20 protein-coding genes are annotated in these 25278 nt (G+C 69.6%); 9 read left to right on the forward strand and 11 right to left on the reverse strand.

Annotation, left to right across the window (positions count from 1 at the left end):
• On the forward strand, positions 1-1688 hold a 1688-nt coding region (locus FMP39_RS30170; RefSeq protein WP_141593551.1), incomplete at its 5' end, for a DEAD/DEAH box helicase.
• 86 nt (positions 1689-1774) lie between these two features.
• Here the strand turns inward: FMP39_RS30170 and FMP39_RS30175 are convergent.
• From FMP39_RS30175 to FMP39_RS30185, 3 genes are all read right to left on the reverse strand, one after another.
• On the reverse strand, positions 1775-3031 hold the full coding sequence (locus FMP39_RS30175) for a PepSY domain-containing protein (RefSeq protein WP_141593552.1): 1257 nt from the start codon (positions 3029-3031) through the stop codon (positions 1775-1777).
• A gap of 73 nt (positions 3032-3104) precedes the next feature.
• Complete coding sequence (locus FMP39_RS30180; RefSeq protein WP_228558461.1) at positions 3105-3998, reverse strand: TonB family protein; 894 nt, start codon at positions 3996-3998, stop codon at positions 3105-3107.
• 138 nt (positions 3999-4136) lie between these two features.
• Positions 4137-4625 carry an 8-oxo-dGTP diphosphatase gene (locus FMP39_RS30185; RefSeq protein ID WP_090495441.1) on the reverse strand — a complete coding sequence of 163 codons (489 nt, stop codon included), beginning with the start codon at positions 4623-4625 and terminating at the stop codon, positions 4137-4139.
• A gap of 236 nt (positions 4626-4861) precedes the next feature.
• Between FMP39_RS30185 and gltB the strand changes: the two genes are divergently transcribed.
• The 3 genes from gltB (at position 4862) to rnk (ending at position 11418) form a co-directional block, all read left to right on the forward strand.
• A complete protein-coding gene (gltB, locus tag FMP39_RS30190) occupies positions 4862-9427 on the forward strand; it encodes a glutamate synthase large subunit (RefSeq protein ID WP_141593554.1) in 4566 nt (1521 codons plus the stop codon).
• 3 nt (positions 9428-9430) lie between these two features.
• Entirely contained in the window at positions 9431-10891 is a 1461-nt protein-coding gene (locus FMP39_RS30195) for a glutamate synthase subunit beta (protein WP_141593555.1), read from the forward strand.
• A gap of 110 nt (positions 10892-11001) precedes the next feature.
• Positions 11002-11418, forward strand: coding sequence for a nucleoside diphosphate kinase regulator (gene rnk, locus FMP39_RS30200; protein WP_090495281.1), 417 nt, complete (start codon positions 11002-11004; stop codon positions 11416-11418).
• Positions 11419-11476: 58 nt separating this feature from the next.
• Here the strand turns inward: rnk and FMP39_RS30205 are convergent, their stop codons facing one another.
• The 4 genes from FMP39_RS30205 to FMP39_RS30220 all read right to left on the reverse strand — a co-directional run bounded on the left by FMP39_RS30205 (position 11477) and on the right by FMP39_RS30220 (position 17063).
• The gene (locus tag FMP39_RS30205) at positions 11477-12238 is read right to left on the reverse strand and encodes a ParA family protein (protein WP_026114108.1); all 762 of its coding nucleotides are present in this window, start codon (positions 12236-12238) and stop codon (positions 11477-11479) included.
• Between the two features lie 74 nt (positions 12239-12312).
• Positions 12313-12621: a c-type cytochrome gene (locus FMP39_RS30210; RefSeq protein ID WP_141593556.1), complete on the reverse strand. Its 309-nt coding sequence runs from the start codon at positions 12619-12621 to the stop codon at positions 12313-12315.
• A gap of 78 nt (positions 12622-12699) precedes the next feature.
• On the reverse strand, positions 12700-13878 hold the full coding sequence (locus tag FMP39_RS30215) for an efflux RND transporter periplasmic adaptor subunit (RefSeq protein ID WP_141593557.1): 1179 nt from the start codon (positions 13876-13878) through the stop codon (positions 12700-12702).
• Entirely contained in the window at positions 13875-17063 is a 3189-nt protein-coding gene (locus tag FMP39_RS30220) for an efflux RND transporter permease subunit (RefSeq protein WP_228558462.1), read from the reverse strand. The genes FMP39_RS30215 and FMP39_RS30220 overlap by 4 nt, the downstream gene beginning before the upstream one ends.
• Positions 17064-17139: 76 nt before the next feature.
• Between FMP39_RS30220 and FMP39_RS30225 the strand changes: the two genes are divergently transcribed.
• Together FMP39_RS30225 and FMP39_RS30230 are read left to right on the forward strand one after the other, a co-directional pair.
• Positions 17140-17706 (forward strand): hypothetical protein, encoded by a 567-nt coding sequence (locus FMP39_RS30225; protein ID WP_228558463.1) that lies wholly within the window; start codon positions 17140-17142, stop codon positions 17704-17706.
• A 31-nt stretch (positions 17707-17737) separates the two neighbouring features.
• Positions 17738-19309, forward strand: a complete 1572-nt coding sequence (locus FMP39_RS30230) for a GMC family oxidoreductase N-terminal domain-containing protein (protein WP_141593559.1) — start codon at positions 17738-17740, stop codon at positions 19307-19309.
• Here the strand turns inward: FMP39_RS30230 and FMP39_RS30235 are convergent.
• The 4 genes from FMP39_RS30235 to FMP39_RS30250 form a co-directional block, all read right to left on the reverse strand.
• Complete coding sequence (locus tag FMP39_RS30235; RefSeq protein ID WP_141593560.1) at positions 19293-20177, reverse strand: hypothetical protein; 885 nt, start codon at positions 20175-20177, stop codon at positions 19293-19295. The genes FMP39_RS30230 and FMP39_RS30235 overlap by 17 nt on opposite strands.
• On the reverse strand, positions 20153-20671 hold the full coding sequence (locus tag FMP39_RS30240; RefSeq protein WP_141593561.1) for an NUDIX domain-containing protein: 519 nt from the start codon (positions 20669-20671) through the stop codon (positions 20153-20155). The genes FMP39_RS30235 and FMP39_RS30240 overlap by 25 nt, the downstream gene beginning before the upstream one ends.
• Before the next feature lie 12 nt (positions 20672-20683).
• The gene (locus tag FMP39_RS30245; protein WP_141593562.1) at positions 20684-21682 is read right to left on the reverse strand and encodes a radical SAM protein; all 999 of its coding nucleotides are present in this window, start codon (positions 21680-21682) and stop codon (positions 20684-20686) included.
• A gap of 506 nt (positions 21683-22188) precedes the next feature.
• On the reverse strand, positions 22189-22761 hold the full coding sequence (locus FMP39_RS30250; RefSeq protein WP_141593563.1) for a tRNA-uridine aminocarboxypropyltransferase: 573 nt from the start codon (positions 22759-22761) through the stop codon (positions 22189-22191).
• 126 nt (positions 22762-22887) lie between these two features.
• Here FMP39_RS30250 and FMP39_RS30255 point away from each other — a divergent pair, with 126 nt between their 5' ends.
• The 3 genes from FMP39_RS30255 to FMP39_RS30265 all read left to right on the forward strand — a co-directional run bounded on the left by FMP39_RS30255 (position 22888) and on the right by FMP39_RS30265 (position 25265).
• Positions 22888-23559, forward strand: a complete 672-nt coding sequence (locus FMP39_RS30255) for a hypothetical protein (RefSeq protein WP_141593564.1) — start codon at positions 22888-22890, stop codon at positions 23557-23559.
• Between the two features lie 98 nt (positions 23560-23657).
• A complete protein-coding gene (gene lspA, locus FMP39_RS30260) occupies positions 23658-24185 on the forward strand; it encodes a signal peptidase II (RefSeq protein ID WP_140863132.1) in 528 nt (175 codons plus the stop codon).
• A 246-nt stretch (positions 24186-24431) separates the two neighbouring features.
• Positions 24432-25265, forward strand: coding sequence for an MBL fold metallo-hydrolase (locus tag FMP39_RS30265; protein WP_141593565.1), 834 nt, complete (start codon positions 24432-24434; stop codon positions 25263-25265).
• The last annotated feature ends 13 nt before the right edge of the window (positions 25266-25278 follow it).

The raw sequence follows: 25278 nt of genomic DNA on the forward strand, positions 1-25278 counted from the left end.
CCGTTGAGGCCACCTTCGATTCCCTGGGCTTGAAGCCCGCGCTCGTCGAGGCGCTCAGTGCGCTCGGCTACGAGGAGCCCACCCCCATCCAGGCCGCCGCCCTCCCGCCACTGCTCGCGGGGAAGGACCTGCTCGGCATCGCCGCCACCGGCACCGGCAAGACGGCCGCCTTCGCCCTGCCCCTGCTCAACCACGTGGAGCCCGGCGCCTGCCGGCCCAACACCACGTCCGCGCTGGTGCTGGTCCCCACGCGCGAGCTGGCCATGCAGGTCTCCGAGGCCATCCACCGCTACGGCCAGAAGCTCGGCATCTCCGTGCTGCCCCTGTACGGCGGCCAGGTCATCGGCCAGCAGCTCCGCGTCCTCAAGCGCGGCGTGGACGTCGTCGTCGCCACGCCGGGCCGCGCGCTGGACCACCTGCGCCGTGGCACGTTGCAGCTCGATGACGTGCGCGTCGTCGTGCTCGACGAGGCCGACGAGATGCTCGACATGGGCTTCGCCGAGGACCTGGAGGCCATCCTCTCCGGCACGCCCGAGGACCGGCAGACGGCCCTCTTCTCCGCCACGCTCCCGCCGCGCATCGCCAGCATCGCCGAGCGTCACCTGCACGAGCCCGTGCGCGTGAAGATTGCCCGCGAGAAGGTGGAACAGGGGGAGATTCCCCGCGTCCGGCAGACGGCCTACGTCGTGCCGCGCGCCTTCAAGATCGCCACCCTGGGCCGCCTGCTCGACGTGGAGTCGCCCACCGCGGCCATCATCTTCTGCCGCACGCGCACGGAGGTGGACGACCTCACCGTCTCCCTCAACGGCCGCGGCTGGCGCGCCCACGCCCTGCACGGCGGCATGACGCAGGAGCAGCGAGACCGGGTCATCAAGCAGCTCAAGTCCCAGGGCACCGACCTGCTCGTGGCCACCGACGTCGCGGCGCGCGGCCTGGACATCCCCCGCCTGTCCCACGTGGTGAACTTCGACGTCCCCAACGCGCCCGAGGCCTACGTGCACCGCATCGGCCGCACGGGCCGCGCCGGCCGCGAGGGCGTGGCCATCACCCTGGTGGAGCCGCGTGAGCACCGGCTGCTGCGCAACATCGAGCGCGTCACCGGCCAGCGCATCGAAGTGGCCACCGTGCCCACCGTCGCGGACATGCGCGAGAAGCGGCAGGAGATGCTGCGCGCCTCCCTGCGCGAGACGCTGGTGGCCGGTGAGTACGAATCCCTCCGCAACGTGGTGGAGAGCCTGGCCAGCGAGTTCGACGCCATGGACATCGCCGCCGCCGCCGTGAAGCTCCTCCATGAGGCCCAGGACGAGGGCCGCGACACGGAGGAGACGGAGATTCCCGTCGTCGCGCCGCCGCAGGAGCGCCGTGAGCGCACGGGCAAGTTCGGAGCGCCCTCGGGGCGTCCCGGCCGTCCGGAGCGCGGCCCGAAGGCCCGCGGTGGCCCGCCGACCTGGGACGTCACCCGCCTGTGGATTGGCGCCGGCCGTCACGCCGGCGTACGCCCCGCCGACCTGGTGGGCGCCATCGCCGGGGAAGCGGGCGTCGAGTCCTCCAAGATTGGCGCCATCCAGATTGGCGACGCCTTCTCCCTGGTGGAGGTGCCGGAGTCCGACGCCAACCGCATCATCGCCGCGTTGAAGAACGCCACCTTGCGCGGCAAGAAGGTGCTCGTCCGCAAGGACCGGAGCTGACCTCCCGGCTCAAAGGGAAGTGCCCGCCTCGTGAGTGGGAGGATGACGAGCGAACCCGTCACGCTCACGAGGAGGGCTGAAATCCGTCAGGCCGCCCGCTCCGTCTGCGCGGCGGCTTCTTCCCGAGGCTCGATGTTCGTCCGGCGCCGGGAGAAGAACCGGCGCCACGACAGCGCGAAGCCCGTGTAGACGAGGAACACGCCGCCCAGCGACGCGATGGCGGCCACCAACTGGCCCATGAGCCCCAGCGCCTCGCCGGTGTGCAGGAAGCGCAGCCAGGTGCGCAGCTTCCGGCCGCTGTTGTGGTCCGCGTACGTCTCCTGCTTCGCCACCTCGCCCGAAAAGGGGTTGAGGGACACCTGCTTGGAGGAGAACGGCGGCCACGCATCCGCCTCGCGGAGGGTGACCGTCACCGCGTCCACGCTGTCCGCGCCACCCTTCTCGCCCTTCGCCTCCGGACCACGGCCCCCCTGCGCGGGAGCCCCGCCCGGACGCGCTCCGCCGCCCAGGCGCACCGTGGCGGACGACCAGGTGGGCGACGTCTTCCACGCTTCGGCCATGAGGACATCCATCGGCTTGCGCGGCGTCTCCACCTCGGGCGCGGGCACCTTCACCGACGCCGAGCCCGGCGGCCCCTGCCTCGCCGGAGCCTCGTGGCCCATCACCGTGTAGACGAGGTCGGAGGCCCACTTGTACGAGATGACCATGCCCGACGCCGTGAGCACGACGAGCACCGGCAGCGACCAGAAGCCGATGACGTTGTGCCAGTTCCAGTCGCGCGCCTTGCCCTTCAGCCCACGCCGGAACCACAGCGACGGCCGCATGGCGCGCAGCGTCCACTTGCGCGGCCACCACAGGTACAGGCCGGAGATGGCCAGGAAGAGGAACACGGCGTTGCTCGCGCCGGTGATCGCCTTGCCCACCGCGCGGTTGTCACCGCCGGCGGCCAGCCACCGGTGGAGCTCCACGTTCCATTGGAGGAAGCCGCGCAGGCCCGTCGCGCCATTCCCCAGCACCTCGCCGGTGTAGGGGTTGACGTAGGTCACCGAACCCCGGCCGATGCTCACGAGCACCGAGGACGTCGGCTCCGGATACACCGTCACTCCGGAGGGCTGTCCGTCCGTCCGCGCAGCGCGGACGCGCTCGACCAACGCCTCCACGGGGAGCCGGGGCGCGTCTGGAGACGGCGGCTGCACCGTCCGGACATCCCGCTCCGCCCATTCGATGAGCTGCTTCTCGAAGGCGATGACCACGCCCGTGAAGGACATGATCGCAATCACCAGCCCGGTGGCGATTCCGGCGATGAGATGAATCCAGAAGAGGATGTTTCGGAAGGTGCGCATGAAACGGCTCCAGCGCGGGCCGGAGCCCACGCGAGGAGAACTGGAGCGGACCCGGCGCGACACCGCGCCAGACTCACTTCAGGGAGAAGTTCACCGGAATGTCGATCATGACTCGCGCCAGCCGCCCCGAACGGCCCAGCGCGGGCGTGAAGTGCCACTGATTCACGGCGGCAATCGCCGCGGCGTCCAGGGCGGGCACGGAGCGCATCACCCGGGTGTGCTCCTGCTCCACCCGGCCGTCCGTGCCAACGATGACCCGCACCACCACCACGCCCTGGATGTTCCGCTGCTTCGCCAGCCGGGGGTAGTCCGGCCTGACCTGCTTGAGGACCGTGGGGGGCCGCATCACCTGCTTCAGCGTCAGCGCGTCGCCCGTGCCGCCAATGGCCGTCGACCCGACGATGCCGCCCCGCGTTCCACCCACGACGCCGCCGACCACGCCACCCACCACCCCGCCCACCGCGGACGCCTCGCTGCTCGCGGACGCCGGCTCCGCCTTCGCCACCGCGGGCTCGGGCGCAGGCTCGGGCTCCACCACGGGCTCCGGCTCAGGGGGCGTCTCCGGCTTCACCTCCGCCACCGGCTCGGGCCGGGGAATGGGGGTCGGCATCACCCGCTGCGCCGGCTTGGGACGCGCCTGGCGCTGCACTTCCTTCTTCGCGGCCGGCTGCGCCCCTCCACCACCCGCGGGCGGCGGGGGCGGAGGCGCGGCGAACGCCAGCAACACCAACTCCGGCTCCTCCCGCACCACCTTCTTCGGCGACGCCGGGGACACGGACAGGCCCGCCGCGACGACGACCGCGTGGAGCACGACCGCCACGACAACGGCCCCGCTCCAGCGGCTCCAGAAGCCCTCCACCCCGGCGGCATCCCCCATGCGGAAGAGCGCCCCAGTGGGTTGCGCCAACACCGAGGACGCGGCATCCGCGGCGGGCTCCGGAAGTTCGAAATTGAGAATCGTTCTCACTCTCACTACAGACGTGGATACCCCCCACGGCCCTCATCCGTCAACGCTCGCTGAGTAAAACTTCTTACGCACGGTGGAATGCCCGTCCGGTCGTCCACGGAGGGATGGCGCGCGGAAAAGCCCTTTCGCGGCAGCCCTTTACAGGCGGCTGAAGGACCAGCTCAGCGCGCGGCCACCGGAATACGGCATGACGCCATGGAACGGCCGGGGGTCTGCGTCGAACACCAGCGGCAGGAAGTGCCGGTCCCCGTCCCACAGGTTGAGGCCTTGGATGTCCGCCACGGGCACCCAGGAGAGGGAGCCCTCCGGGTTCCGCTCGAGCGGGGTGCCTTCGAAGCCGTCGATGCGAAACACGAAGCCCAGCCAGTCCTCCCCGTGCTTGCCGAAGCCGGGCCAGGAGATGGTGCCGCGCAGCACCATCCGCGTGCACTCGATGCCGGCCTCCTCGCGAATCTCCCGGCGCATGCAGGCGGCCACGTCCTCGTCGCGCTCCATCTTCCCGCCCAGGCCATTGAACTTCCCGTAGTGGGCGTCATCCGGACGGGCGTTACGGTGGACGAGCAGCACGCGCTGCCCGTCCGGTGACATCACGTAACCGAGCGTGCCGATGATCGGGGTGTACGGCATGGGAGCGACCTCGCGCGGTGCGGCATCCAGGCGTCGGAGCCCCTTGGCCACCGCCGGAATGTGACAAAGCGCGGCACTGTAGTTCATGCCGGGCCAGCCAGGTCCCTCCTCACCCCGCCCTCCTCGCACGGCGGGTCGGGGGCTTCCCTTTACGCCAGCCAACGCAGCGCGTTAACATCTAGCGACACTGCATTATTCTTGATGACAACCCGCGTCGTCGGGAGAGGGGACTCTTGATGTCGGCATTCCGCCCCGGCCGGTACGGCCTGTATGAGCCAGACACCGAGCATGACGCCTGCGGCGTGGGATTCGTCGCCCACCTGAGGGGTGAGCGCTCGCGAGGCATCGTCGAGGACGCCCTGGAGCTCCTCAACCGGCTCAGCCACCGGGCGGCCGCGGGAAGGGACCCACGAACCGGCGACGGCGCCGGCATCCTGGTGCAGCTCCCCCACCGCTTCTTCGAGCGCGAGTCCCCGAAGCTGCCCTTCGCCCTCCCGCCGCGCCGGCACTACGGCGTGGGCCAGGTGTTCCTCCCACCCGAGCCCGAGGCCCGGGCCGCCTGTGAGGCCGCCTTCGAGGAAGTCGTCGTACAAGAGGGCCAGCGCGTGCTCGGCTGGCGCGACGTGCCCGTGAACCCGGAGCACCTGGGCCCCGTGGCGCGTGAGGCCGCCCCCGTCATCCGCCAGCTCTTCGTGGCGCGGCGGCGAATGGTCCCCAGCGCCTTCGAGCGGAAGCTGTACCGCATCCGCAAGCTGACGGAGAACCTCATCCAGGCGCGCGGCGTGGACCCCAAGGGCCGCTTCCACGTGGCGTCGCTGTCGTCGGAGACGCTCGTCTACAAGGGGCTGATGCTGCCGGTGGACCTGCCGCGCTTCTACTCCGACTTGCAGCAGCCGGACTTCGTGAGCGCGCTGGGCCTGGTTCACTCACGCTTCTCCACCAACACGTTCCCCACGTGGGAGCTGGCGCAGCCGTTCCGCTTCATCGCGCACAACGGTGAAATCAACACCATGCGCGGCAACCGGAACTGGATGACCGCGCGGCGCGGCCTGCTCCAGACGGCGCGCCTGGGCGGCAGCCTGGAGGCGCTCCAGCCCATCATCGTCCCGGGCAAGAGCGACTCGGCGCAGTTCGACAACATGGTGGAGCTGCTCTACCTGGGCGGCCGCACCCTGCCCCACGCGCTGATGATGATGATTCCGGAGGCGTGGGAGGGCGACGCGCTGATGTCCGACGAGCGGCGCGCCTTCTATGAATACTCCTCCGCCCTGCTGGAGCCGTGGGACGGACCGGCGGCCATCGCCTTCACGGACGGGCAGCTCATCGGCGCCACGTTGGATCGCAACGGCCTGCGGCCCGCGCGCTACCTCGTCACGGAGGACGACCGCATCATCCTCGCCTCGGAGATGGGCGTCATCGACGTGCCGCCCTCGCAGGTGCGCCGCAAGGGCCGCCTGACGCCGGGCCGCATGCTGCTGGTGGACACCACCGAGGGCCGCATCCTGGAGGACGAGGACGTCAAGCGCGACATCACCACGCGCTGGCCCTACCGCCGCTGGCTCCAGCGCAACGTCTACACCTTCGACAACCTCCCCGCCGTCGCCGCCCCGGTGCGCCTGCGCGGCGAGGAGCTGTGGCGGGCCCAGCGCGCCTTCGGCTACACCGCCGAGGACGTGCGCTCGGTGCTCACGCCCATGGCGGAGACGGGCAAGGAGCCGGTGGGCTCCATGGGCACGGACACGCCGCTGGCGGTGCTCAGCGACCACGCCCCCAGCCTCTTTTCCTACTTCCACCAGCTCTTCGCGCAGGTGACCAACCCGCCCATCGACCCGCTGCGCGAGTCGCTGGTGATGACACTGGCCACCGCGCTGGGCCCGGAGAGCAACACCTTCGAGGAGACGCCGGAGCAGTGCCACCGGCTGTCCCTCCCCGGCCCCATCCTCACCAACGGGCAGCTCGCGCGGCTGGCGGCCATCAATGACGAGGGCCTGTTCGAGACGCGCCGCCTGTCGCTCCTCTACGCCCTGGACGGCGGCGAAGGCGCGCTCGAGGCGGCGGTGGAGAAGCTCTGCAACGAGGCCGTGGACGCGGTGGACGCCGGCGCCAGCATCCTGCTCTTGAGCGACCGCGGCGTGGACGCGGCGCACGCGGCCATCCCCGCGCTGCTGGCCATGTCCGCAGTGCACCAGCGGCTCGTCCGTGACGGCATCCGCATGTACACCGGCCTGCTGCTGGAGACGGCGGAGGCGCGTGAGGTGCACCACTTCGCCTGCCTGTTCGCCTACGGCGCCGCGGCGGTGAACCCGTACCTGGCGCTGGACACGCTCCGGGCCCTGGCGGACAGCGGCGAGCTGGCCGTGGACGCGGAGAAGGCGCAGGACCGCTTCATCCACGCCGTGGAGGAAGGCCTGCTCAAGGTGATGTCGAAGATGGGCATCTCCACGCTCCAGTCCTACCGCGGCGCGCAGCTCTTCGAAGCCGTGGGGCTCCAGCGCTCGCTGGTGGAGCGGCACTTCACCGACACGGCGTCGCGCGTGGAGGGGGTGGGCCTGCCGGAGCTGGGGCGCGAAGTGGCGGAGCGCCACGCCCGGGGCTTCGGCGTGGAAGCGGACGCGGAGGCCGGCATGCTGCCCGTGGGCGGCCAGTACCGCTGGCGCCGTCTGGGCGAGCGGCACAAGTGGAACCCGGCCACCATCGCCAAGCTCCAGGCGGCGGTGCGCGCGAACGACGCCGCCACCTTCGCGGAGTACTCGCGGCTCGCGGACGACGAGACGCGCGAGCACTCCAACCTGCGCGGCCTGCTCGAAATCGCCCACGAGGGCTGCACGCCCGTGCCGCTAGACGAGGTGGAGCCGGCGCTCTCCATTGCCCGGCGCTTCGTCACCGGCGCCATGTCCTTCGGCTCCATCAGCGCGGAGGCGCACGAGACGCTGGCCATCGCGATGAACCGGCTGGGCGGGCGCTCCAACAGCGGCGAGGGCGGCGAGGAGTCGCGGCGCTTCACCCGGGACGAGAACGGAGACCTGCGCCGCAGTGCCATCAAGCAGGTGGCCAGCGCGCGCTTCGGCGTCACCACGGAGTACCTGGTCAACGCGGACGAGCTCCAAATCAAGGTGGCCCAGGGCGCCAAGCCCGGCGAGGGCGGCCAGCTTCCCGGCCACAAGGTGGATGAGCGGATTGCCCGCGTGCGCTGGTCCACGCCGGGCGTGACGCTCATCTCTCCGCCGCCGCACCACGACATCTACTCCATCGAGGACCTGGCGCAGCTCATCTACGACCTCCAGTCGGTGAACCCGGCCGCGCGCGTCAGCGTGAAGCTGGTCAGCGAGGTGGGCGTGGGCACCATCGCCGCGGGCGTGGCCAAGGCCGGCGCCAGTTGCGTGGTCATCTCCGGCTACGAGGGCGGCACGGGCGCCTCGCCGCTGTCCAGCATCCAGCACGCGGGCCTGCCCTGGGAGCTGGGGCTGGCGGAGACGCAGCAGGTGCTGGTGCACAACGGGCTGCGCTCGCGCATCCGCGTTCAGGCGGACGGCGGCATGCGCACCGCACGGGACGTGCTGGTGGCCACGCTCCTGGGCGCCGAGGAGTTCGGCATGGCCACCGCCAGCCTGGTGGCCGTGGGCTGCGTCATGCTGCGCAAGTGTCACCTCAACACCTGTTCGGCGGGCATCGCCACGCAGGACGCGGGGCTGCGCGAGCGCTTCCAGGGCAAGCCCGAGGACGTGGTGAACTTCTTCCTCCTCATCGCGGAGGACCTGCGCCAGCGGATGGCCGCGCTGGGCGCGCGCTCCCTGCAGGAGCTGGTGGGCCGCGTGGACCTGCTGCGGCAGCGCCCGGCGGTGGACCACTGGAAGGCGAAGCGCGTGGACCTGTCCGGGCTGCTCGCCGCGCCGGCCGCGCCGGCCAGCGAGCCGCGCCACTGCACCGAGCCGCGCATCAAGGACGTGTCCGACCACCTGGACCACGCGCTGCTGCGCGACGCCAGCGCGGTGCTGGACGGCGGACCGCCGATGCTGCTCAACGTGCCGGTGGCCAACACCCACCGCGCCGTGGGCGCCCTGTTGTCGGGGGAAATTGCCCGGCGTCACGGGGGCCAGGGACTGCCGGATGGCCGGCTCCATGTGCGAATGAAGGGCTCCGCGGGCCAGAGCTTCGGCGCCTTCGTGGTGAAGGGCGTGACGCTGGAGCTGGAGGGCGACGCCAACGACTACGTGGGCAAGGGCCTGTCCGGTGGACGCATCATCGTCTACCCGCCGCAGGCCAGCCGCTTCAGCGCCGAGGAGAACGTGCTGGTGGGCAACACCGCGCTCTATGGCGCCACGGCCGGCGAGGTCTACCTGCGGGGGCTCGCGGGTGAGCGCTTCGCGGTGCGAAACAGCGGCGCGCAGGCCGTCGTGGAGGGCGTGGGCGACCACGGCTGCGAATACATGACGGGCGGCGCGGTGGTGGTGCTGGGCCCCACCGGGCGCAACTTCGCGGCCGGCATGAGCGGCGGCATCGCCTACGTTCTCGACCGCGAGCAGTCCTTCCGGCAGCGCTGCAACCTGGAGATGGTGGAGCTGGAGTCGCTGGTGGACGAGTCCGAAATCTGGCTCGTGCACGGCATGGTGGAGCGGCACCTGCATCACACCGGCAGCGCGCTGGCGCGGCGGGTGCTGGACAACTGGGAGCTGATGGTGCCGCGCTTCGTGAAGGTGATGCCCACGGACTACAAGCGGGTCCTCCAGGCACGGCGCGCGGCGCGCAGACCACCGGAGTCCACATCCGCGGCGTTGCCCCAGTCCGCGGCGGGGAGGGCCTGAGCCATGGGTAAGCCAACCGGATTCATCGAGTGGGAGCGCGTCCACGCGGACAAGCGGGACAAGGCGGACCGGCTGGGCGACTGGCGCGAGTTCGCGCTGCCGCTGGCCCCCGACGAGGCCAAACGGCAGGCCGGCCGCTGCATGGACTGTGGCGTCCCCTTCTGTCACCAGGGCTGTCCCCTGGGGAACCTCATCCCCGACTTCAACGAGGCCGTGTACCGCGGGCGCTGGCGCGAGGCGTACGACTTGCTCAGCCGCACCAATGGCTTCCCGGAGATGACGGGCCGGCTGTGCCCGGCGCCGTGCGAGGCCGCGTGTGTGCTCGCCATCGACCGGGACCCGGTCACCATCGAGCAGATGGAGAAGGAAATCATCGAACGGGCCTTCAAGGAGGGCTGGGTGCAAGCCCGGCCTCCGGCGCGCCGCACCGGGAAGACGGTGGGCGTGGTGGGCTCCGGGCCCGCGGGACTGGCGGCGGCGGCGCAGCTCAACGCGGCCGGACACACCGTCACCGTGTACGAGCGGGACGCCCGGGCCGGCGGCCTGCTGCGCTATGGCATCCCCGACTTCAAGCTGGAGAAGTCCGTGGTGGACCGGCGCCTGGCGCTGATGGAGGCGGAGGGCATCACCTTCGTCACCGGCGTGGACGTGGGCGGCGCCCTGAGCTACCGCGAGCTGCGCGCGAAGCATGACGCCCTGGTGCTGGCCCTGGGCGCGCGCCGTCCGCGCGAGCTGGAAGTCCCCGGACGCGAGCTGTCCGGTGTCGTCCAGGCCATGGAGTACCTGGAGCACCAGAACCGGCTCGTCTCGGGCCATGGCCAGAAGGACTCACGCCTGGACGCGGCCGGCCGGCATGTCGTGGTGCTGGGCGGCGGCGACACCGGCTCGGACTGCCTGGGTACCGCGCTGCGTCAGGGTGCGGCGAGCGTGCGGCAGGTGGAGCTCCTCCCCGCCCCGCCTGCGGTGCGCGCGGAGGGCAACCCCTGGCCGAGGTGGCCCGTCATCTTCCGCACCTCCACCAGCCAGGAGGAAGGCGGCGAGCGCCGCTTCGCGCTGATGACGAAGCGGCTGACGGGCAGCGACGGACGGCTCCAGACGCTGCACGCCGTGGAAATCGAGTTCCAGCCCGAACCTGGCGCCCTGCCCCGCCTCATTGAACGTCCCGGCACCGATGTGACGTTCGAGACGGACCTGCTGGTGCTGGCCATGGGCTTCACGGGGCCCGAGGTGGGCAACCTCTCCGAGGAGCTGGGGGTGAAGCTGTCCCCCCGCGGCACGGTGCAGGTGGATGCGCGCTTCGCCACGTCCGCGGACGGGGTGTTCTGCGCCGGGGACGCGAGCCGGGGCGCCAGCCTCATCGTCTGGGCCCTGTCGGACGGTCGCGAAGCCGCCAAGGCCTGCGATGCGTATCTTTCTGGGGGGCGCTCCGCGCTACCCACCCGGGGTGCGGACTGCGCCTTCTGAGCGGAATGAAACGCCCGGGTCGCCTTTTTGGGGCGAGTCGGGAATAAATAGCAGGCGAGGCAGTTAGAATGGGCTTAACCCATTACTCCCTCCCACAGGAGGCCCCTGACATGCGAAGCGAACAGACCCTCATCGTGACCGAAGCCGACTTGGAGCGCCTGCGCCAGGTGGTGGACCACAACGGAGGCGGCCGCACGGCCGAGTTCGCGGAAATGCTTGACGCGGAGCTGACCCGGGCCCGCGTCGTCGCGTCGGAAGAGGTGCCGCCCGACGTCGTGACGATGAACAGCAAGGTCGTCTTCGAGGACGAACAGACGGGAGAGCGCCGGGAGGTCACCCTTGTCTACCCGCGCGACGCCAGCAGCGACGAGGGGCGCATCTCCGTCCTGGCCCCCATCGGCAGCGCGCTCATCGGCCTGACCGTGGGGCAGACCATCACCTGGCCCCTGCCGGGCGGACGCTCCAAGCAGCTGCGCATCGTCGCGGTGCCCTACCAGCCCGAGGCCTCGGGCCACTACAACCTCTGATTCGGCTTCCCCCGGACGGCACCGTACGCCCTCGTGGCGGACGGTGCCGTTCTCCGTTTCAGCGCAGCCCCACGCGCTTCGCCAACTCCTGCGCCAGGGCCCGCAGCTCCTCCACGCCGGCCGCCTGCGGGCTCGTGTCGAACACCACCTCATAGCCCAGCCCCGCCTGGTTGATGGACTCCGAGCGCGGAATCCGAGCCCTCAGCACGGGCACGGTGGACTCGCTCAGCGCGCCCTCCATGGCCTCGTTGGTCGCGGTGGTGCGGCGATCCCACAGATTCACCACCGCCACCAGCTCACCGCCCTGCTCGCGAACGTCACGCCAGGCGGTCTCGATTTCCCCCAGCCCCTGGAGCGCGAAGGCGCCGGTGGGCACGGGGGCCACGACCAGGTCCGCGGAGGCGAGCACGGCCTCGGTGTAGGCGCCGATGCTGGGCGGGGTGTCCGCGAGGATGATGTCCGGCGTCCACCCCAGCGTCTTGAGCGCGCGAGGAATCGCCTGGAGGCGGTGGCCCCACTGGAACAGCTCGCGCTCCTGCGCGGCCATGCGCGGCGCGGCGGGGGCGATGAACAAGCCGGGCCGCTTCGGTGAAGCCACCACCACCTGCGCCAGCGTGTGCTTGGGACGGGGCCCGAGCGCATCACCCACGCACGGGCCTTCCCGGCTCTCCAGCCCCAGCACCAGCGACGCATGGGCCTGGGGGTCCAGGTCCAGCAGCAGCACCTGGCGGCCGGCATCCGCGAGGGCCGCCGCCACATGCGAGCAGAGCGTCGTCTTGCCGACGCCGCCCTTGATGGTGGAGAACGCGATGAACGCCATGCCCCCGTCTATACCGGACGACCCACGGGGAGAGAAGCCACGGGCGGAGGCGCCTCCGTACTCAGCGCCACGCGCTACTTCTGCGTCATGATCCACTTCACCAGCGCGCGCGCCTCGGCCTCCGACACCTGGGCGTTCGCCGGCATCGGAATGGCGCCCCAGACGCCGCTGCTGCCCTTGCGCACGCGCTGCGCCAGCTTGTCCTCCACGCCCTCCTGCTTCGCATAGCGGGCGGCAATCTCCTTGTACGAGGGACCGACCAGCCGCGCCGTCGCGGAATGGCACGTCATGCAGCTCTTGGCCTTCGCGAGCTCCTCGCTCGCGGAGGCCACGTTGGACACCAACGCCACCGCGAAAACAGACAGCCACAGAAAACGCTTCATCGAAGTCTCCAGTCCGCACAGCATATCAAGGCTGACCGACATGGCAGCCCTATCGGATTTTGCTGAGTTCCACGCGAGCTAGCGCGCGGCACGCCCTTCCGCGACGCGCACCACGCGCCCATCGCCCAGGGTGTCCGGTGGGCTCAGCACCACCCGGTCCTCGGCGGACAATCCGTCCATCACCTCGACATGAGCGCCCAGGTCTCGCCCCAGCACGACCACGCGCTGCTGGACGGCATTCGCCTCCCCCACCACGAGGACCGTGGGCCCCTCCCTCCGCACGGCCAACGCGCTGGCGGGGATGAGCATGGGCGGGGCCTCGCGCTCGATGAGCAACCGGACGCGCACGAATGACCCGGCGAACAGCGCCTCTGTGTTGGCGAGCTGCACCTCCGTCAGGAGCGTGCGAGTCCCAGGGTCCAACACCCCCGCGGTCCGCACCACGCGCCCCGGCAGCGCCCGCGCGGGCGCATCCAGCGTGGAGATGCGCGCCTCGAGCCCCGGCCGGATGTCATGGGCGAGGGACTGCGGCACGTCCACGTAGACCTTCAGCGTGTGCGTCTGCGCGAGTTCGAACAGGCTCGTCATGCCGTTGCCACTGCCCGCGGTGACCAGTGCTCCCCGGTCCACGTTGCGACGCACGATGACCCCATCAAACGGCGCCACCACGCGGCGATACGCGTACAACGCATCGAGGCGCTCCACCTCCGCCTTCGCACTCTTCAGCGAGGCCTCCGCGGAGTTGGCCCGCGCCCGCGCCTCCTCCGCCACCTCGTGGCTGACGTTGCCCTCTCCCGCGAGAATCTGCCCGCGCCGCGCGGACGCGCGAGCGAGCTCCAGGTTCCGCTCCGTCTCATCCAGGCGCGCCCGGGCCCGGTGACACTCCGCCTGGAGCTCGGGCGCTTCAAGCTCCGCCAGCAACTGGCCCGCGCGGACCCGGTCGCCCAGGTCGACGTGGATGCGGCCCACGAAGCCATTGATGCGGGCGTGCAGCGACGCGCGCTGACTGGGAAGGACCGTCCCTGGCAACGTGAGCTCCGCCTTCGGCTCGGACCGCGTCACGCGCGCGGTGGCCACGAGCGGCGGCAGACGGGCTTCCGCTTCACGTCGGTCCAACGCGCGCGACCGCTCCAACCGTGGCGCCACACCGAGCCCCAGCAGCACCAGGAGCAAGGCGGCGAACACCCAGGGCCAGCGCCCGCCTCGCGCCGCGGCGGCGGGCGCCGCGGCATCCACGCCAGGGGTCTGCTCCGTCACGCTGTCACCGAAGGCTCGAGTTCAGGGGCCGCCGCGCGGACAGCCCGCCGCGCCTGCATCAGACTGTAGACGACGGGAACGAAGAACAGGGTCGCCACCGTGGCCCCCACGAGGCCGCCGATGACGGCGCAGCCGAGCGCGGCGTTCTGCTCGCCGCCCTCGCTCAGGTTCAGGGACATGGGGAGCATGCCCAGGCCCATGGCCAGCGCCGTCATCAACACGGGGCGCACCCGCACTCGCCCCGCTTCGAGCGCCGCCTCCGCCGCGCTCGCGCCGAGCGCGAGCCGCTCGTTGGCGAAGGACACCACCAGCACGGAGTTCACCGTGGCCACGCCCACGCTCATGATGGCGCCCATCAACGAGGGAATGCTGAACGGCGTCTGCGTGGCGAACAGCGAAACCACCATGCCCACCACCGCCCCGGGCAACGCGGTGATGATGATGAAGGGGTCCAGCCAGGACTGGAAGTTGACCACCATCAGCGCATAGACGAGCACCGCCGCGAACAGCAGGCCCAACAGCAGCCGGTCGAAGCTGGTGCGCATGCTCTCCACCTGCCCACGCACCTGGATGCGCGAGCCCGGCGGCAGCTCCTCTCGGTAGCGGTCGACGATCCGCTCCAGCCGCGACGCCACGCTGCCCAGGTCCGTGTCCTGGACGTCCGCGCGGACGTTGAAGGTGGGCTGGATGTCCACGTGGGTGACGAAGACGGGCGTCCACTCGCGCTGCACCCGGGTGAGGTCGCCCAGGAGCTGGGGCCCCTCCCGGGTGGGCAGCGCCATCCGCGTCAGGTCCTCCACCGAGGACACCCGCGTCTCCGGCACGCGCACCGACACCGGATAGCTGTTCCCCGTCTTCGGGTCGATCCAGAAGCTGGGGCTCACCTGCGAGCTGGATGACACGGTGAGCAGCACGTTGTTGGCCACGTCCCGCTGCGTGAGCCCCACAGCGCTGGAGCGGACCCGGTCCACCTCGAAGTGCAGCCGAGGCGCGTTCACCACCTGCGACAGGCGCACGTCCACCGCGCCGCGGACCTGTCCCAGCTCCGCCTCGAGCTTCCGCGCGATGGCATAGGTGGCCTCGCGCTGGGAGCCGGAGACCTGTACGTCAATGGGCGACGGCAGCCCGAAGTTGAGAATCTGCGTCACGATGTCCGCGGGCTGGAAGTAGAACGTGAGCTCGGGAAAGCGCCGTGGCAGCTCCTCGCGCAGCAGCCGGACGTACGCGTCCGTCCGGACCCGGCGCTTCCGAGCCAGCGTCACGAGGACCTCCCCGTCCGCGCTGCTCACGTTGGAGGTGTCCGTCAGCGCGAGGTTGTAGCCGCCCGGCATGCCCATCATGTCAATCAGGCTCACCCGGTCCTCGGCGGGGATGAGCTCGCGCACGGCGTCCTCCACGAGCGACAGGTACCGCTCCGTCTCCTCGATGCGCGTCCCTGGCGGCGCCACGACGTGAAGGCGGAGCTGGCCCGCGTCCACGGTGGGGAAGAAGTCGCGGCCCACGAAGGGCATCAACCCCACCGCCGCCAACACCGCGAGCAGGAAGAAAACCAGCACGCGGCGCGGCCGGGCCAGGGCCTTCTGGAGCGCCCTCACGTACCGCGCCCGGAAGCGCTCGAAGCCCTCCTCGAACCGGTGGTGCAGTCGCGCCAGCCAGCCCGTCTGCGGCTGCCCGTGCCGCTGAACCTCCGCGCGCAGCAGGAACTGCACGAGCGTGGGCACCAGCGTGCGCGAGAGCAGATACGAGGCCATGACGGAGAGCCCCACCGCCAGGCCCATGGGCAGGAACAGGTACCGGGCCGGCCCCTCCAGGAAGAGCACCGAGATGAAGACGATGCCAATGGAGAGCGAGGCGACGAAGGCGGGCACGGCGATCTGCTCCGCGCCATCCAGGATGGCCTGGGTGAGCGGCTTCCCCATGGCCAGGTTGCGGTGGATGTTCTCTATCTCCACCGTGGCGTCATCCACGAGGATGCCCACCGCGAGCGCCAGCCCGCCCAGCGTCATCGAGTCGAGCGTGTACCCGAGGCCCCGCAACACCAGGATGGCCGCGAGCACCGACAAGGGAATGGAGATGACGATGATGAGCGTGCTCCGCCAGCTCCCCAGGAACAGGAGGATCATCGTCGCCGTCAGCAGCGCGGCGATGACTCCTTCAACCAGGAGCCCGTGGATGGCGGTCGTGACGAAGGAGGACTGGTCCGCCAGCAACCGCACCGACAACCCCTCCGGTGCGGCGGCCTGGATGGTGGGCAGCAGCTCGCGCACGCGACGGGCGACCTCCAGCGTCGAGGCGTCCCCCGTCTTCATCACGGACAGGATGACGGAGCGCCGGCCCTCCTCCCGGGCGATGTTCGTCTGCACCGCGAAGCCGTCATGCACGTGCGCCACGTCTCGGAGAAACACGACGCGGCCGTCGCTCCGGCGCACCGGGATGTCATTGAGCGCGGCGAGCGTCTCCGGACTGCTGTTGAGCGTCACGCGGTACTCGTGCGCGCCCATCTTGATGTTCCCCGTGGGCAGGACCAGGTTCTGTGCGGAGACCGCCGAGGCGACGTCGTGCGGCGCCAGCCCATGGGCCTCGAGGGCTTCCAGGTCCAGGTCCACGGTCATCTGACGGACCTTGCCGCCCATGAGCTGGGGAATGCGCGCGCCCCGGACCGTGCCGAGCAGGGGCCGAACGCGTTGATTCACATGGTCGTAGATTTGCGACTCGGTGAGCGTCTCGCTGCTGAACGACACCTGGAGGATGGGCACACTGCTGGCCGAATACCGGAGGATGATGGGCGGCTGTGTCCCCGGAGGCATGCGCCGGGTGATGGATTGCGAGGACGCCGTCACCTGGGCCATGGCCTCGGCCACGTCAGCCCCAGGGTGTAGATACAACCGGGCGACCGATACACCGTCGAATGACTGGCTTTCCTGCCGGGCCAGGTTCGCCACGTTGTTCGCCAGGGAGTATTCACTGTATTGGGTAATCTGCCGTTCAATCTGCTGCGCGGGCAGCCCGTCATAGCTCCAGACGACGCTGATGACGGGGATGTCGACCTCAGGGAGGATGTCCGTGGGGGATTCGTGAATGACCTGCACACTCACGAAGACGAGCAGCAGCGCCGCCACCACGAAGGTATAGGGGCGTCGGAGCGCCAGCCGAACGATCCACATATCGCCCGTGCTCTTTGCCATGGAGCAGCAATCGAGGCAATGTCCGCAACCCTTGCTTCCACTGGGAAAACTGGGGCAGCATGAGGACTGAGCCGTCATGAACAACGCCGTGAAAACATCTCCCTCCTCTGGGACTGTATCGAGGGAAGCGCTGCTGAATCGCAGACAGCTCCTGCAGTGGTTGGGAATCGGCGTGGTGGCCTCCAGTTGCGGCACGCTTCGCCCGCGACTGATGCCTCCCACGGTGGGCTCGGCCCCCCTCCAGCTCATCGCGCCCGACAGCGCGGGGCCCCTTCCCGACGACGTGCGGGAGGTCCTGCTCGATACGGCCCGCTGGCTCTCACGCTTCGTGGGAATGGAGGGTCAGCTCAACGAGGCGCTGCTGGAAGGCTATCTGCGTCTCAAATGCGAGGAGCGCCCCTCATACCTGGCCACCTACACCCGCTTCGCGGCGGAGGTGAAACGGCCCGAGAGGCTCTCCGCGGAATGGCTCTTGGAGCTGCCAGAGCTCCACCGCGTGAAGGTGGTGGGCGAGCTGGCCATCATGTCGCTGGTCGGCGGGGGCTTCCGGACGTTTGGCTTCGGCAACATGAATGGCCACATGGGCGGGCTCTGGCACGAGCCGCACGCGTCTGGCTCCTATCACGCCTCGGACGAACTGTAGTCAGCGCGGTCGCCGACAGGATTTGACAACCATGAGGCTGTGTATCGTCGGAAGTGGTGTTGCCGCGGTCATCACCGCCCGCGCCGCGCTGGAGCGGGGCTACGAGGTGGTGATGCTCGAAGCCGGCCCTCGCACGCCCATGCGGGACTCGCGCCGCTGGCTGGACTTCGTCACCACGGGCGTGCGGCCCTACCACGCCTGTGAGGACTCGCAGGGTGACGCCAACTCCCGCCCCGGTGTCCAACCCGAGCGCGACCACTTCCTCATCAAGGGCAGCCGGCTCATGGCGGTGGGCGGGTCGACGCTGCACTGGAGCGGCTGGACGCCCCGCCTCCAGCCCGAGGACCTGGAGCTGCGCAAGCGCACCGGCAAGGGGAACGACTGGCCCTTCAGCTACACCCAGCTCGAGCCCTATTACAGCCAGGCCGAGTCCCTGCTGAACGTCACCGGCCCCAACGCGCCCGTGGACGGACATCCCACGCCCTGGCGCTCGCAGCCCTACAAGTGGAACAGCCCGCCGTATCCCATCGAGTCGGAGCCGGTGCGCCACGCCTTGAAGGCGCTGGGCATCACCTATGACCACATTCCCATGTCGCGCAGAGGCCCCGGCGGCGAGGGCGTGGGCGGCCCGTGCATGACGTTTGGCACGTGCCGGTATTGCCCGATGGGCGCGCGCTTCGACCCCACCCTGCTGCTGGCGGACATGGAGTCCCACCCGGGCTTCCGGTTGCTCGCGAGCAGCCCGGTGCTGGCCGTGCGCATGGCGGGAGCGGTGGCCCAGGGCGTCACCTACCGCACCGCCGAGGGCGAGACGGCCACGCTGGACGCGGACGCCGTGCTGGTGGCCGCGGGCGCCTTGGAGACACCCAAGCTGCTGTGGCACTCGGGCTTCGATGAGCAGCGCCTGCCCGCGCTCGGTCGCTACCTGGTTACCCACCCGATGCTGAAGCTCGAGGGCAAGCTGGCGAAGCCCCCTCGGGAGTTCAACGGGCGCGAAGTCCCCATGCCCGCCCTCTTCTCGCGGCACTTCGACACGCCGGAGCAGCAGGCCGCCGGGAAGATGATCTTCTCCGAGTACCCGGAGGAGCCGGACCTGCAGTCCTGGGTCCGCCAGGAAAAACTGGCGCCCGAGTACATCGCCTCCTTCGCCCGGGAGAGCCGGCTCAACCTCCATGGCTTCATCGAGGAGTTCCCCCAGGCGGAGAACCGCCTGCGCTTCACGGGCAAGCCGGGCGAGCGCCAGGTGGAGATTCACTACGCGGTGGATTCGGGGTTCGCCGCGCGCTGGCAGTGGATGACCGACACCTTGATGCAGGTGATGAAGACCGCGGGCTGCCGCGAGTCGGAGGTCTGGGTCTCGGGCGTGATTCGCCGGGCGGACCACTCGGTGGGCACGGCGCGCTTCGGCCAAGGGCCGGACTCGGGCGTCGTGGACGGGAGGCACCTCGTCTTCGGGACGAAGAACCTGTTCGCCCTCACCAACGGCAACTTCCCGAACAACGGCGCCATCAATCCGACGCTGACGCTCACCGCCCTCTCGCTGCGCTTCGCGGACCAGGTGCTGCCGGACCTGGCGCCGACACGAACTACAGCGCGGCCTTGAGCACGGCCAACGCGACGATGGCCACGACGGCGAACACCTCGCGTCGCGCGGGCGCCTCCTGGATGAAGGCGTTGGCGAACACCAGGGAGAAGAGCGTCACCGAGTTGAGGATGGGCCAGGCGACGACGCGGTTTCCCGCCGCCAGCGCCATGACGAAGGCGACCTGATTGCCCACGGTGAAGAGGGCGCGCACCAGCAGGTTGGTGCGTGCGCGGCCGTCCACGACCAGCTCGCTCACCTGCGCCCCCAGCGTCCCCCGGGCGCCGAAGAGGAGCAGCAGCACCAGACAGGCCGCGCTCCTCCAGAACAACAAGGCGGTGCTCACCTCCAGGTTGGACGCCACGCCCGAAGGCTGGCCCTGGAAGAAGAGCTCCCCACAGAGGCTCTGCACGAGGACGGCCACGGTGATGAAGAACGCCGGCAGCCACAGGGCGCGGCGGTTGTCCGAGCCACCTCCCGCGGCCAGCAACGAGCAGCCGGACACGGCGAGGGCGAACAGATACTCGGTCCAGTGCACCGTGCGGCCGGACAGCATGAGCGCCAGGGGGATGAGCACATCCCCGATACGCGAGGCGATGTTCACCCGGGCGACCGTGAGGTGCCGGAAGCCGTAGGAGAAGGCGAAGGCCACCCCCTGGACGCTCACCGCGAACAGCGCGAGCCGCGCGTTGCCATAGAGCGCCCACCCCGCCCTGTCCGTCATGGGCAGCAGCGGCGTCAGCGCCGCCAGCAAGAGGAACGGGACGAAGTTGTTGGCGAAGTTGAGGACGAGGATGGACTGGCGGCGGAGCCCGTAGCTGAGCCGGTCGAAGACGCTGTTTCCCGACCGCAGCAGGACGGACGTCAGCGAGTAGAGGACGGTTTCCATCGCGTCCGCGCGTCGGCGCTCGGCCCGGGGAAGAGGCGCTCCAGACAGGGCCACAACTGGGGATGACAGGGCTCGTCCAGCAGGCGCCCCAACTCCTCCGGCGCCAGGAACAGGCCCCCGTCCACCTCCCGCTCGGAGAAGCGCAGCGGGCCTTCCATTCGGGCGCGGTAGAGGAAGATGCGCCGGTGGTGCCCATCGTCGAAGACGAACTCCGCCACGGGCACCAGCGGGCCCTCCAGGCCCAGTTCCTCCAGGAGCTCCCGCTGGGCGGCCTCCAGGGGCGCCTCGCCCGCGCTCACGTGGCCACCCGCGGACGTGCACAGGTGGCCGGGCATGAAGGTCATGTGCCGGGAGCGCCGCTGCAGGAAGACCTTGCCGTCGTGCTCCACCATCACATGCACGATGCGATGGGGCAGCTTCTGGCCGTAGATCTGGTCGCGGGGCGCGCTCCCCACCACCTGCCCCTGGGGGTCGATGACGTCAATCAGCTCCATGCCACGGACATCCTATGCGACCAGGGGCTTCCGGCCTTCCGCGGGAATGACCTCGATGCGGTCCCCCACCCACTTCCGGAAGTGTGCGTCCAGGTCGTAGTTCTCTTGCTTCCAACCATCCTGGACGGAGCCCGTCACCAGCGAGCTGAAGAAGAGCTTCTTGCCGGTGACGATCTCCTCGGTGCCCATGATGCCGTCTGGCCAGATGAGGAAGTAGTAGCGGCTGTAGTTGACGGTGCGGTCCGACAAGCGAATCTGCATGTCCGGGTAGCGCACCCGCAGCCGCTCCACGGTCGCGGTGACATGCGACGTCTCCTCCGGCATCAACTCGCCGTAGATGTGATAGGCGCGACCAGCGGAGAGCGTCCAGGAAATGGCCCAGTCGCGGATGCCCCGCTCGTAGATGAACTGGGCCAGCTCCTCGACATGCTGGCTGTTGTGGCGGTTGAGACAGGTCAGGATTCGCGGCGCCACGCCATGGTCCACGCACAGGCCCATGGCCCGGAGCGTCTCCTGATAGGTGTTGCCCTTGGCGTTGCGGCTGGGGCGAATCTCGTTGTTCACCCGCTCGTCCATGGAATCGAGACTGATTTCCACGCGCGTGCAGCGAGACACCGTCTTCATCATCTGCTGCGTCAGGAAGGTGCCGTTGGTGCCGAGGATGGTGGCGACACCATGGTCCGTGAGCTTGTCGATGACGTTCAGCGTGTCTCGGCGCATCAACGGCTCACCGCCGGAGAGAATCTGTCGCATGATTCCCGCACGGATGACTTCGTCGGCCACCTTGAGCTGCTGGGGCGTGGAGAGCCGCTTCGACGGCAGGTCCTCGACGTTCCCGTAGCAGTGGATACACACGAGGTTGCACGGCGCGGTGACGAGCCATCCACAACCGATGGGACTTCGCGGCACAGGCACGCAGCCCTCGAACACCTTCGCCGAGAACTCATCGCGGAGGTTGTCGTAGATGATGGTGCCCCAGCTCTCCTGACGCTCTCTGATGCGTGCGGACATGGCGAGGAATTAAGAACAGCCCCGCAGCCGACAATGGGCCGCAGAGCCTTGGTTGATGAATCTGAGCCGCCCAATCGAAAGACACACCACGCCCAGGAGGACGCCCATGCCGCCTTGGGCACGGGTACCGTCACATCCGCCCGGCAACGCCCCTGAACATCCCGGGGCTCCCCCTCTTGAAATAGAAGAGCCAGCCTACGCTGACGTCACAGAGATGTTACGCGAAATTCATTTTATCCGCAAGAGCGAGTTTTTCTGTTTCTTCACGAAGTACCCGAAGGAGGTTCATTTGCCGCGACATTCTCTTTAACTCACGCCACTGACATCGCGGTGTCGGGCGCCGCCGCGAGCCAGCGCCGGCCCCGCGCTCCGAACGCATCGCTTCCAGGGAGAAGAAGTGAATGCCCCCCTGGCAGCGCAATCACAGACATCCCGAATCCATCAAGACCGGCTCAAGCGCGTGTCAATTCACGAAGACACGGAGCCGAGCACGGATACCCGGGGACTCAATACAAGGTCCCACACTCGGCGATCCGTTGGACTCGGAGCGCGGCGAGCCGCGCCAGGGGCATGGCCACTTCGGCCCCTTCCAGCGCCGCCACTGCTCGAGCCACGGCATCCAGGGTGGACATCCCGGAGGGGTGCGAGGGTTCACGGAGCCGGAGCAGTCCTGGCTCCGGTGGCGGCAGCGCCAGGCGAGGCAGCGTCCGTAGCGCGGCGACCCGTTGTGTCATCCGCCGCGCCTGGGACCAGCTCGCGTCCAGCACCACCAGCTGCCGGGGTGGCGGCGCATCGGGCCGGGGTGGCGGCCCATCGGGATAGAGCAGCCACGTCCCGGGCTCGGAGAGCAGCTCCAGCTCCGCGCTCCCGCTGAGGGAGCCGTGGATGAGGCGCTTCGAGTTCACCAACGCCAGCGCGGCCACGCCTCCGGTGTTGCTCTTCTTCGCGATCTCCATCACGTGCTGCAGGAGGAGGATTCGCGTCCGCGTGTGGACCTGGGGAATCTCGTCACACAGACACAGGTGAAGCGCCAGGTTGCAGCGGGAACAACGCGGGCGACTGGCGAGACGGGAAGACACTGCCCCCCATCTTGGTCCGGCCGTTGGACGAACAGAAGCACTCGTTTCCCTCTGTCTCTCGTGCTGGGATGTTTCGCCATGGGTGATTGGGCGGTGACGACGCACTGGGCCTGGACACGGCCGCGAATGCCTGAAGCCAGGGACTTTCCGAGCGACCGCTGGGCTGCCCGCCTTGGCCGGGTGGGACCGGGGCTCTGGCAGTTGGAAACGCTCCAGAAATACGGCTACTACCGCGCCCCCGAAGGGACGGCCGCCGTGGGGGTTCAAGCTCCCGACGACTACCTGGTGGAATACGGAGGCGGCCCCTTCTCCGCGGCCTGGAACTATCTCGTCGCCACTGAGCCCTCCGACGCAAGCCGCTTCGCGCGAGCCGCGGCGCTGCTGGGTGAAGACGCCTCCCTCCCGCCTGCGGTTCAACACGCGGTGCTGTGTCTGCGCACCCCCATCCGCTTCGAGCGCCCTCTTGCCTCCTGGAGTCTGAGCGAGAGCCATCTGGACTCAGCCCCCGCCGCCCGCGTCGCCGAGGCGCTCATCGCCGGAGGTCCCCCTCCTCGCCGGGGACGGCTGGAATGCGTGGTGGGACTCTTCACTTTCGAGTTCGGCTGGGTCCACACAGGCGTCCTGACACTGTTCATCGACAAGTCGATGGAGCAAAGCGGGGCCGAACTCGAAATGACAGGCCGGTTCAACGCACTCGCTGAGACAAAGGAGATCGGCCCGTTCGCGCACTCCCTGTACATGGAGCGGGCCACACCGGTACCGGCGCCCCTCGCCGCCTGGCCCTTCCCCACGCGGTAACTCGGTCTGCCAATGGCCCTGCGAGCACGATGAGCATCCGCTCGCCGACACTCCCGGTGGTTGTCCGGCCACCTCATTTATAGGAGGCTGCGCCGCAAATGACTCCGGAGCGTCGAAAGTACCTTGTCGTGGGTGGGCTGGCCACGCTGCTGCTCATCCTCGACCAATGGACGAAGGTCCTCGTCCGCGAGCACGTGAAGCCCCTGGGCTACACCGGCATGAGCGTCTTCGGCGACGTCATCCGCTTCCAGTACGTGGAGAACACCGGCATCACCTTCGGCATGTTCCGGTCGCTGCCCTACGCCCAGCTCATCCTCAGCGCGGTGGCCATCCCCGTCTTCCTGCTGGTCATCCACCTGGTCCGCCAGTCGCCCGCGGACCACTACCGGCTGCACGTCGCGCTCGGCCTCGTCGGCGCCGGCGTCGGCAACCTGATTGACCGCGTCCGCCTGGGCAGCGTGACGGACTTCGTCGTCGCTGACTTCGGGTTCTGGCCGGTGAACCCCTGGTATGCCTTCAACGTCGCGGACGCCGCGCTCGTCGTCGGCGCCATCTTGATGGCCTTCGACTCCCGTCGCCCGCAACCGGCCCCTGCGCCCGCTCCCGCCCCGAGTCAGGGCGACTAGCCAGGGCGTGGGCGCGAGCGCGCCCCCTTGGCGTTGGAAGACGGGCCCGCCGCCCTGCCATGCGGGCGACCTGTACCGGTTTGGATCGCCCGCACCATGCGAGCGCGATCCACTCTGGAGCACCGGTGAGCGCGCTCAAAGCCCTCGCCCCTGATTCCGCGCACTTGGAAATGGCACACCCCATGCTCTGAGGCTCCGGGCATGAGGGCGTCCCACGTGGAGGCCCCCCATTCAAGGAGGCTCACGATGGAAGTCCGGTTTCATGGCGTTCGGGGGAGCATCGCGGTGTCGGGCTCGCGCATTGGTGGCAACACGGCCTGCGTGGAGGTGACCAGCCAGGGCCACCGCCTCATCCTGGATGCAGGGACGGGCATCCGCGCACTGGGCGAAATCATGATGCGCGAGGGCGCGCCCCAGAAGGCCACCCTCTTCTTCTCGCATCTGCATTGGGACCACGTGCAGGGCTTCCCCTTCTTCACGCCGGCCTGGCTGCCTACGTCCGAGCTGACGCTCTACGGCCCGGGCGCGAATGGGGCCCAGGCGCTCCAGTCCGAGTTGGCCGCGCAGATGCAGCCGCCCCACTTCCCGGTGCCGCTGAGCACCATGCGCTCGCGGATGGACTTCCGCTCGGCGTTGCATGCCCGGCCCGTGGAGGTGGGCCCCTTCCGCGTCACGCCCATCGACGTGCCGCACCCGCAGGGGTGCCTGGCGTACCGCGTGGAGGCGGATGGCCACTCGTTCGTCTACGCCACGGACGTGGAGGTGCGGGTGCAGGAGCTCGCGCCAGAGGTGGGCCGCCTCTTCGAGGGCGCGGACGTCCTGTGCCTGGATGCGCAATACACGCCGGACGAATACGAGGGCCGCAAGGGCGTGGCGAAGAAGGGCTGGGGCCACTCCACCATGATGGATGCCGCGGGCGTGGCCGGGCTGGTGGGGGCGCGCCGGCTGTGCCTGTTCCACCATGACCCGGCGCACGGCGACGACATGCTCGAGGACATGGCGGAGCAGGCCCGCGCCCTCTTCCCCATCTGCGAGCCCGCACGCGAAGGCCAGCGGCTGGTGCTGGGCCGCGCGGCCTGAGAGGGGCAGTCCC

The organism is Myxococcus sp. AB056 (assembly GCF_006547365.1).
Classification (GTDB): domain Bacteria; phylum Myxococcota; class Myxococcia; order Myxococcales; family Myxococcaceae; genus Myxococcus; species Myxococcus virescens.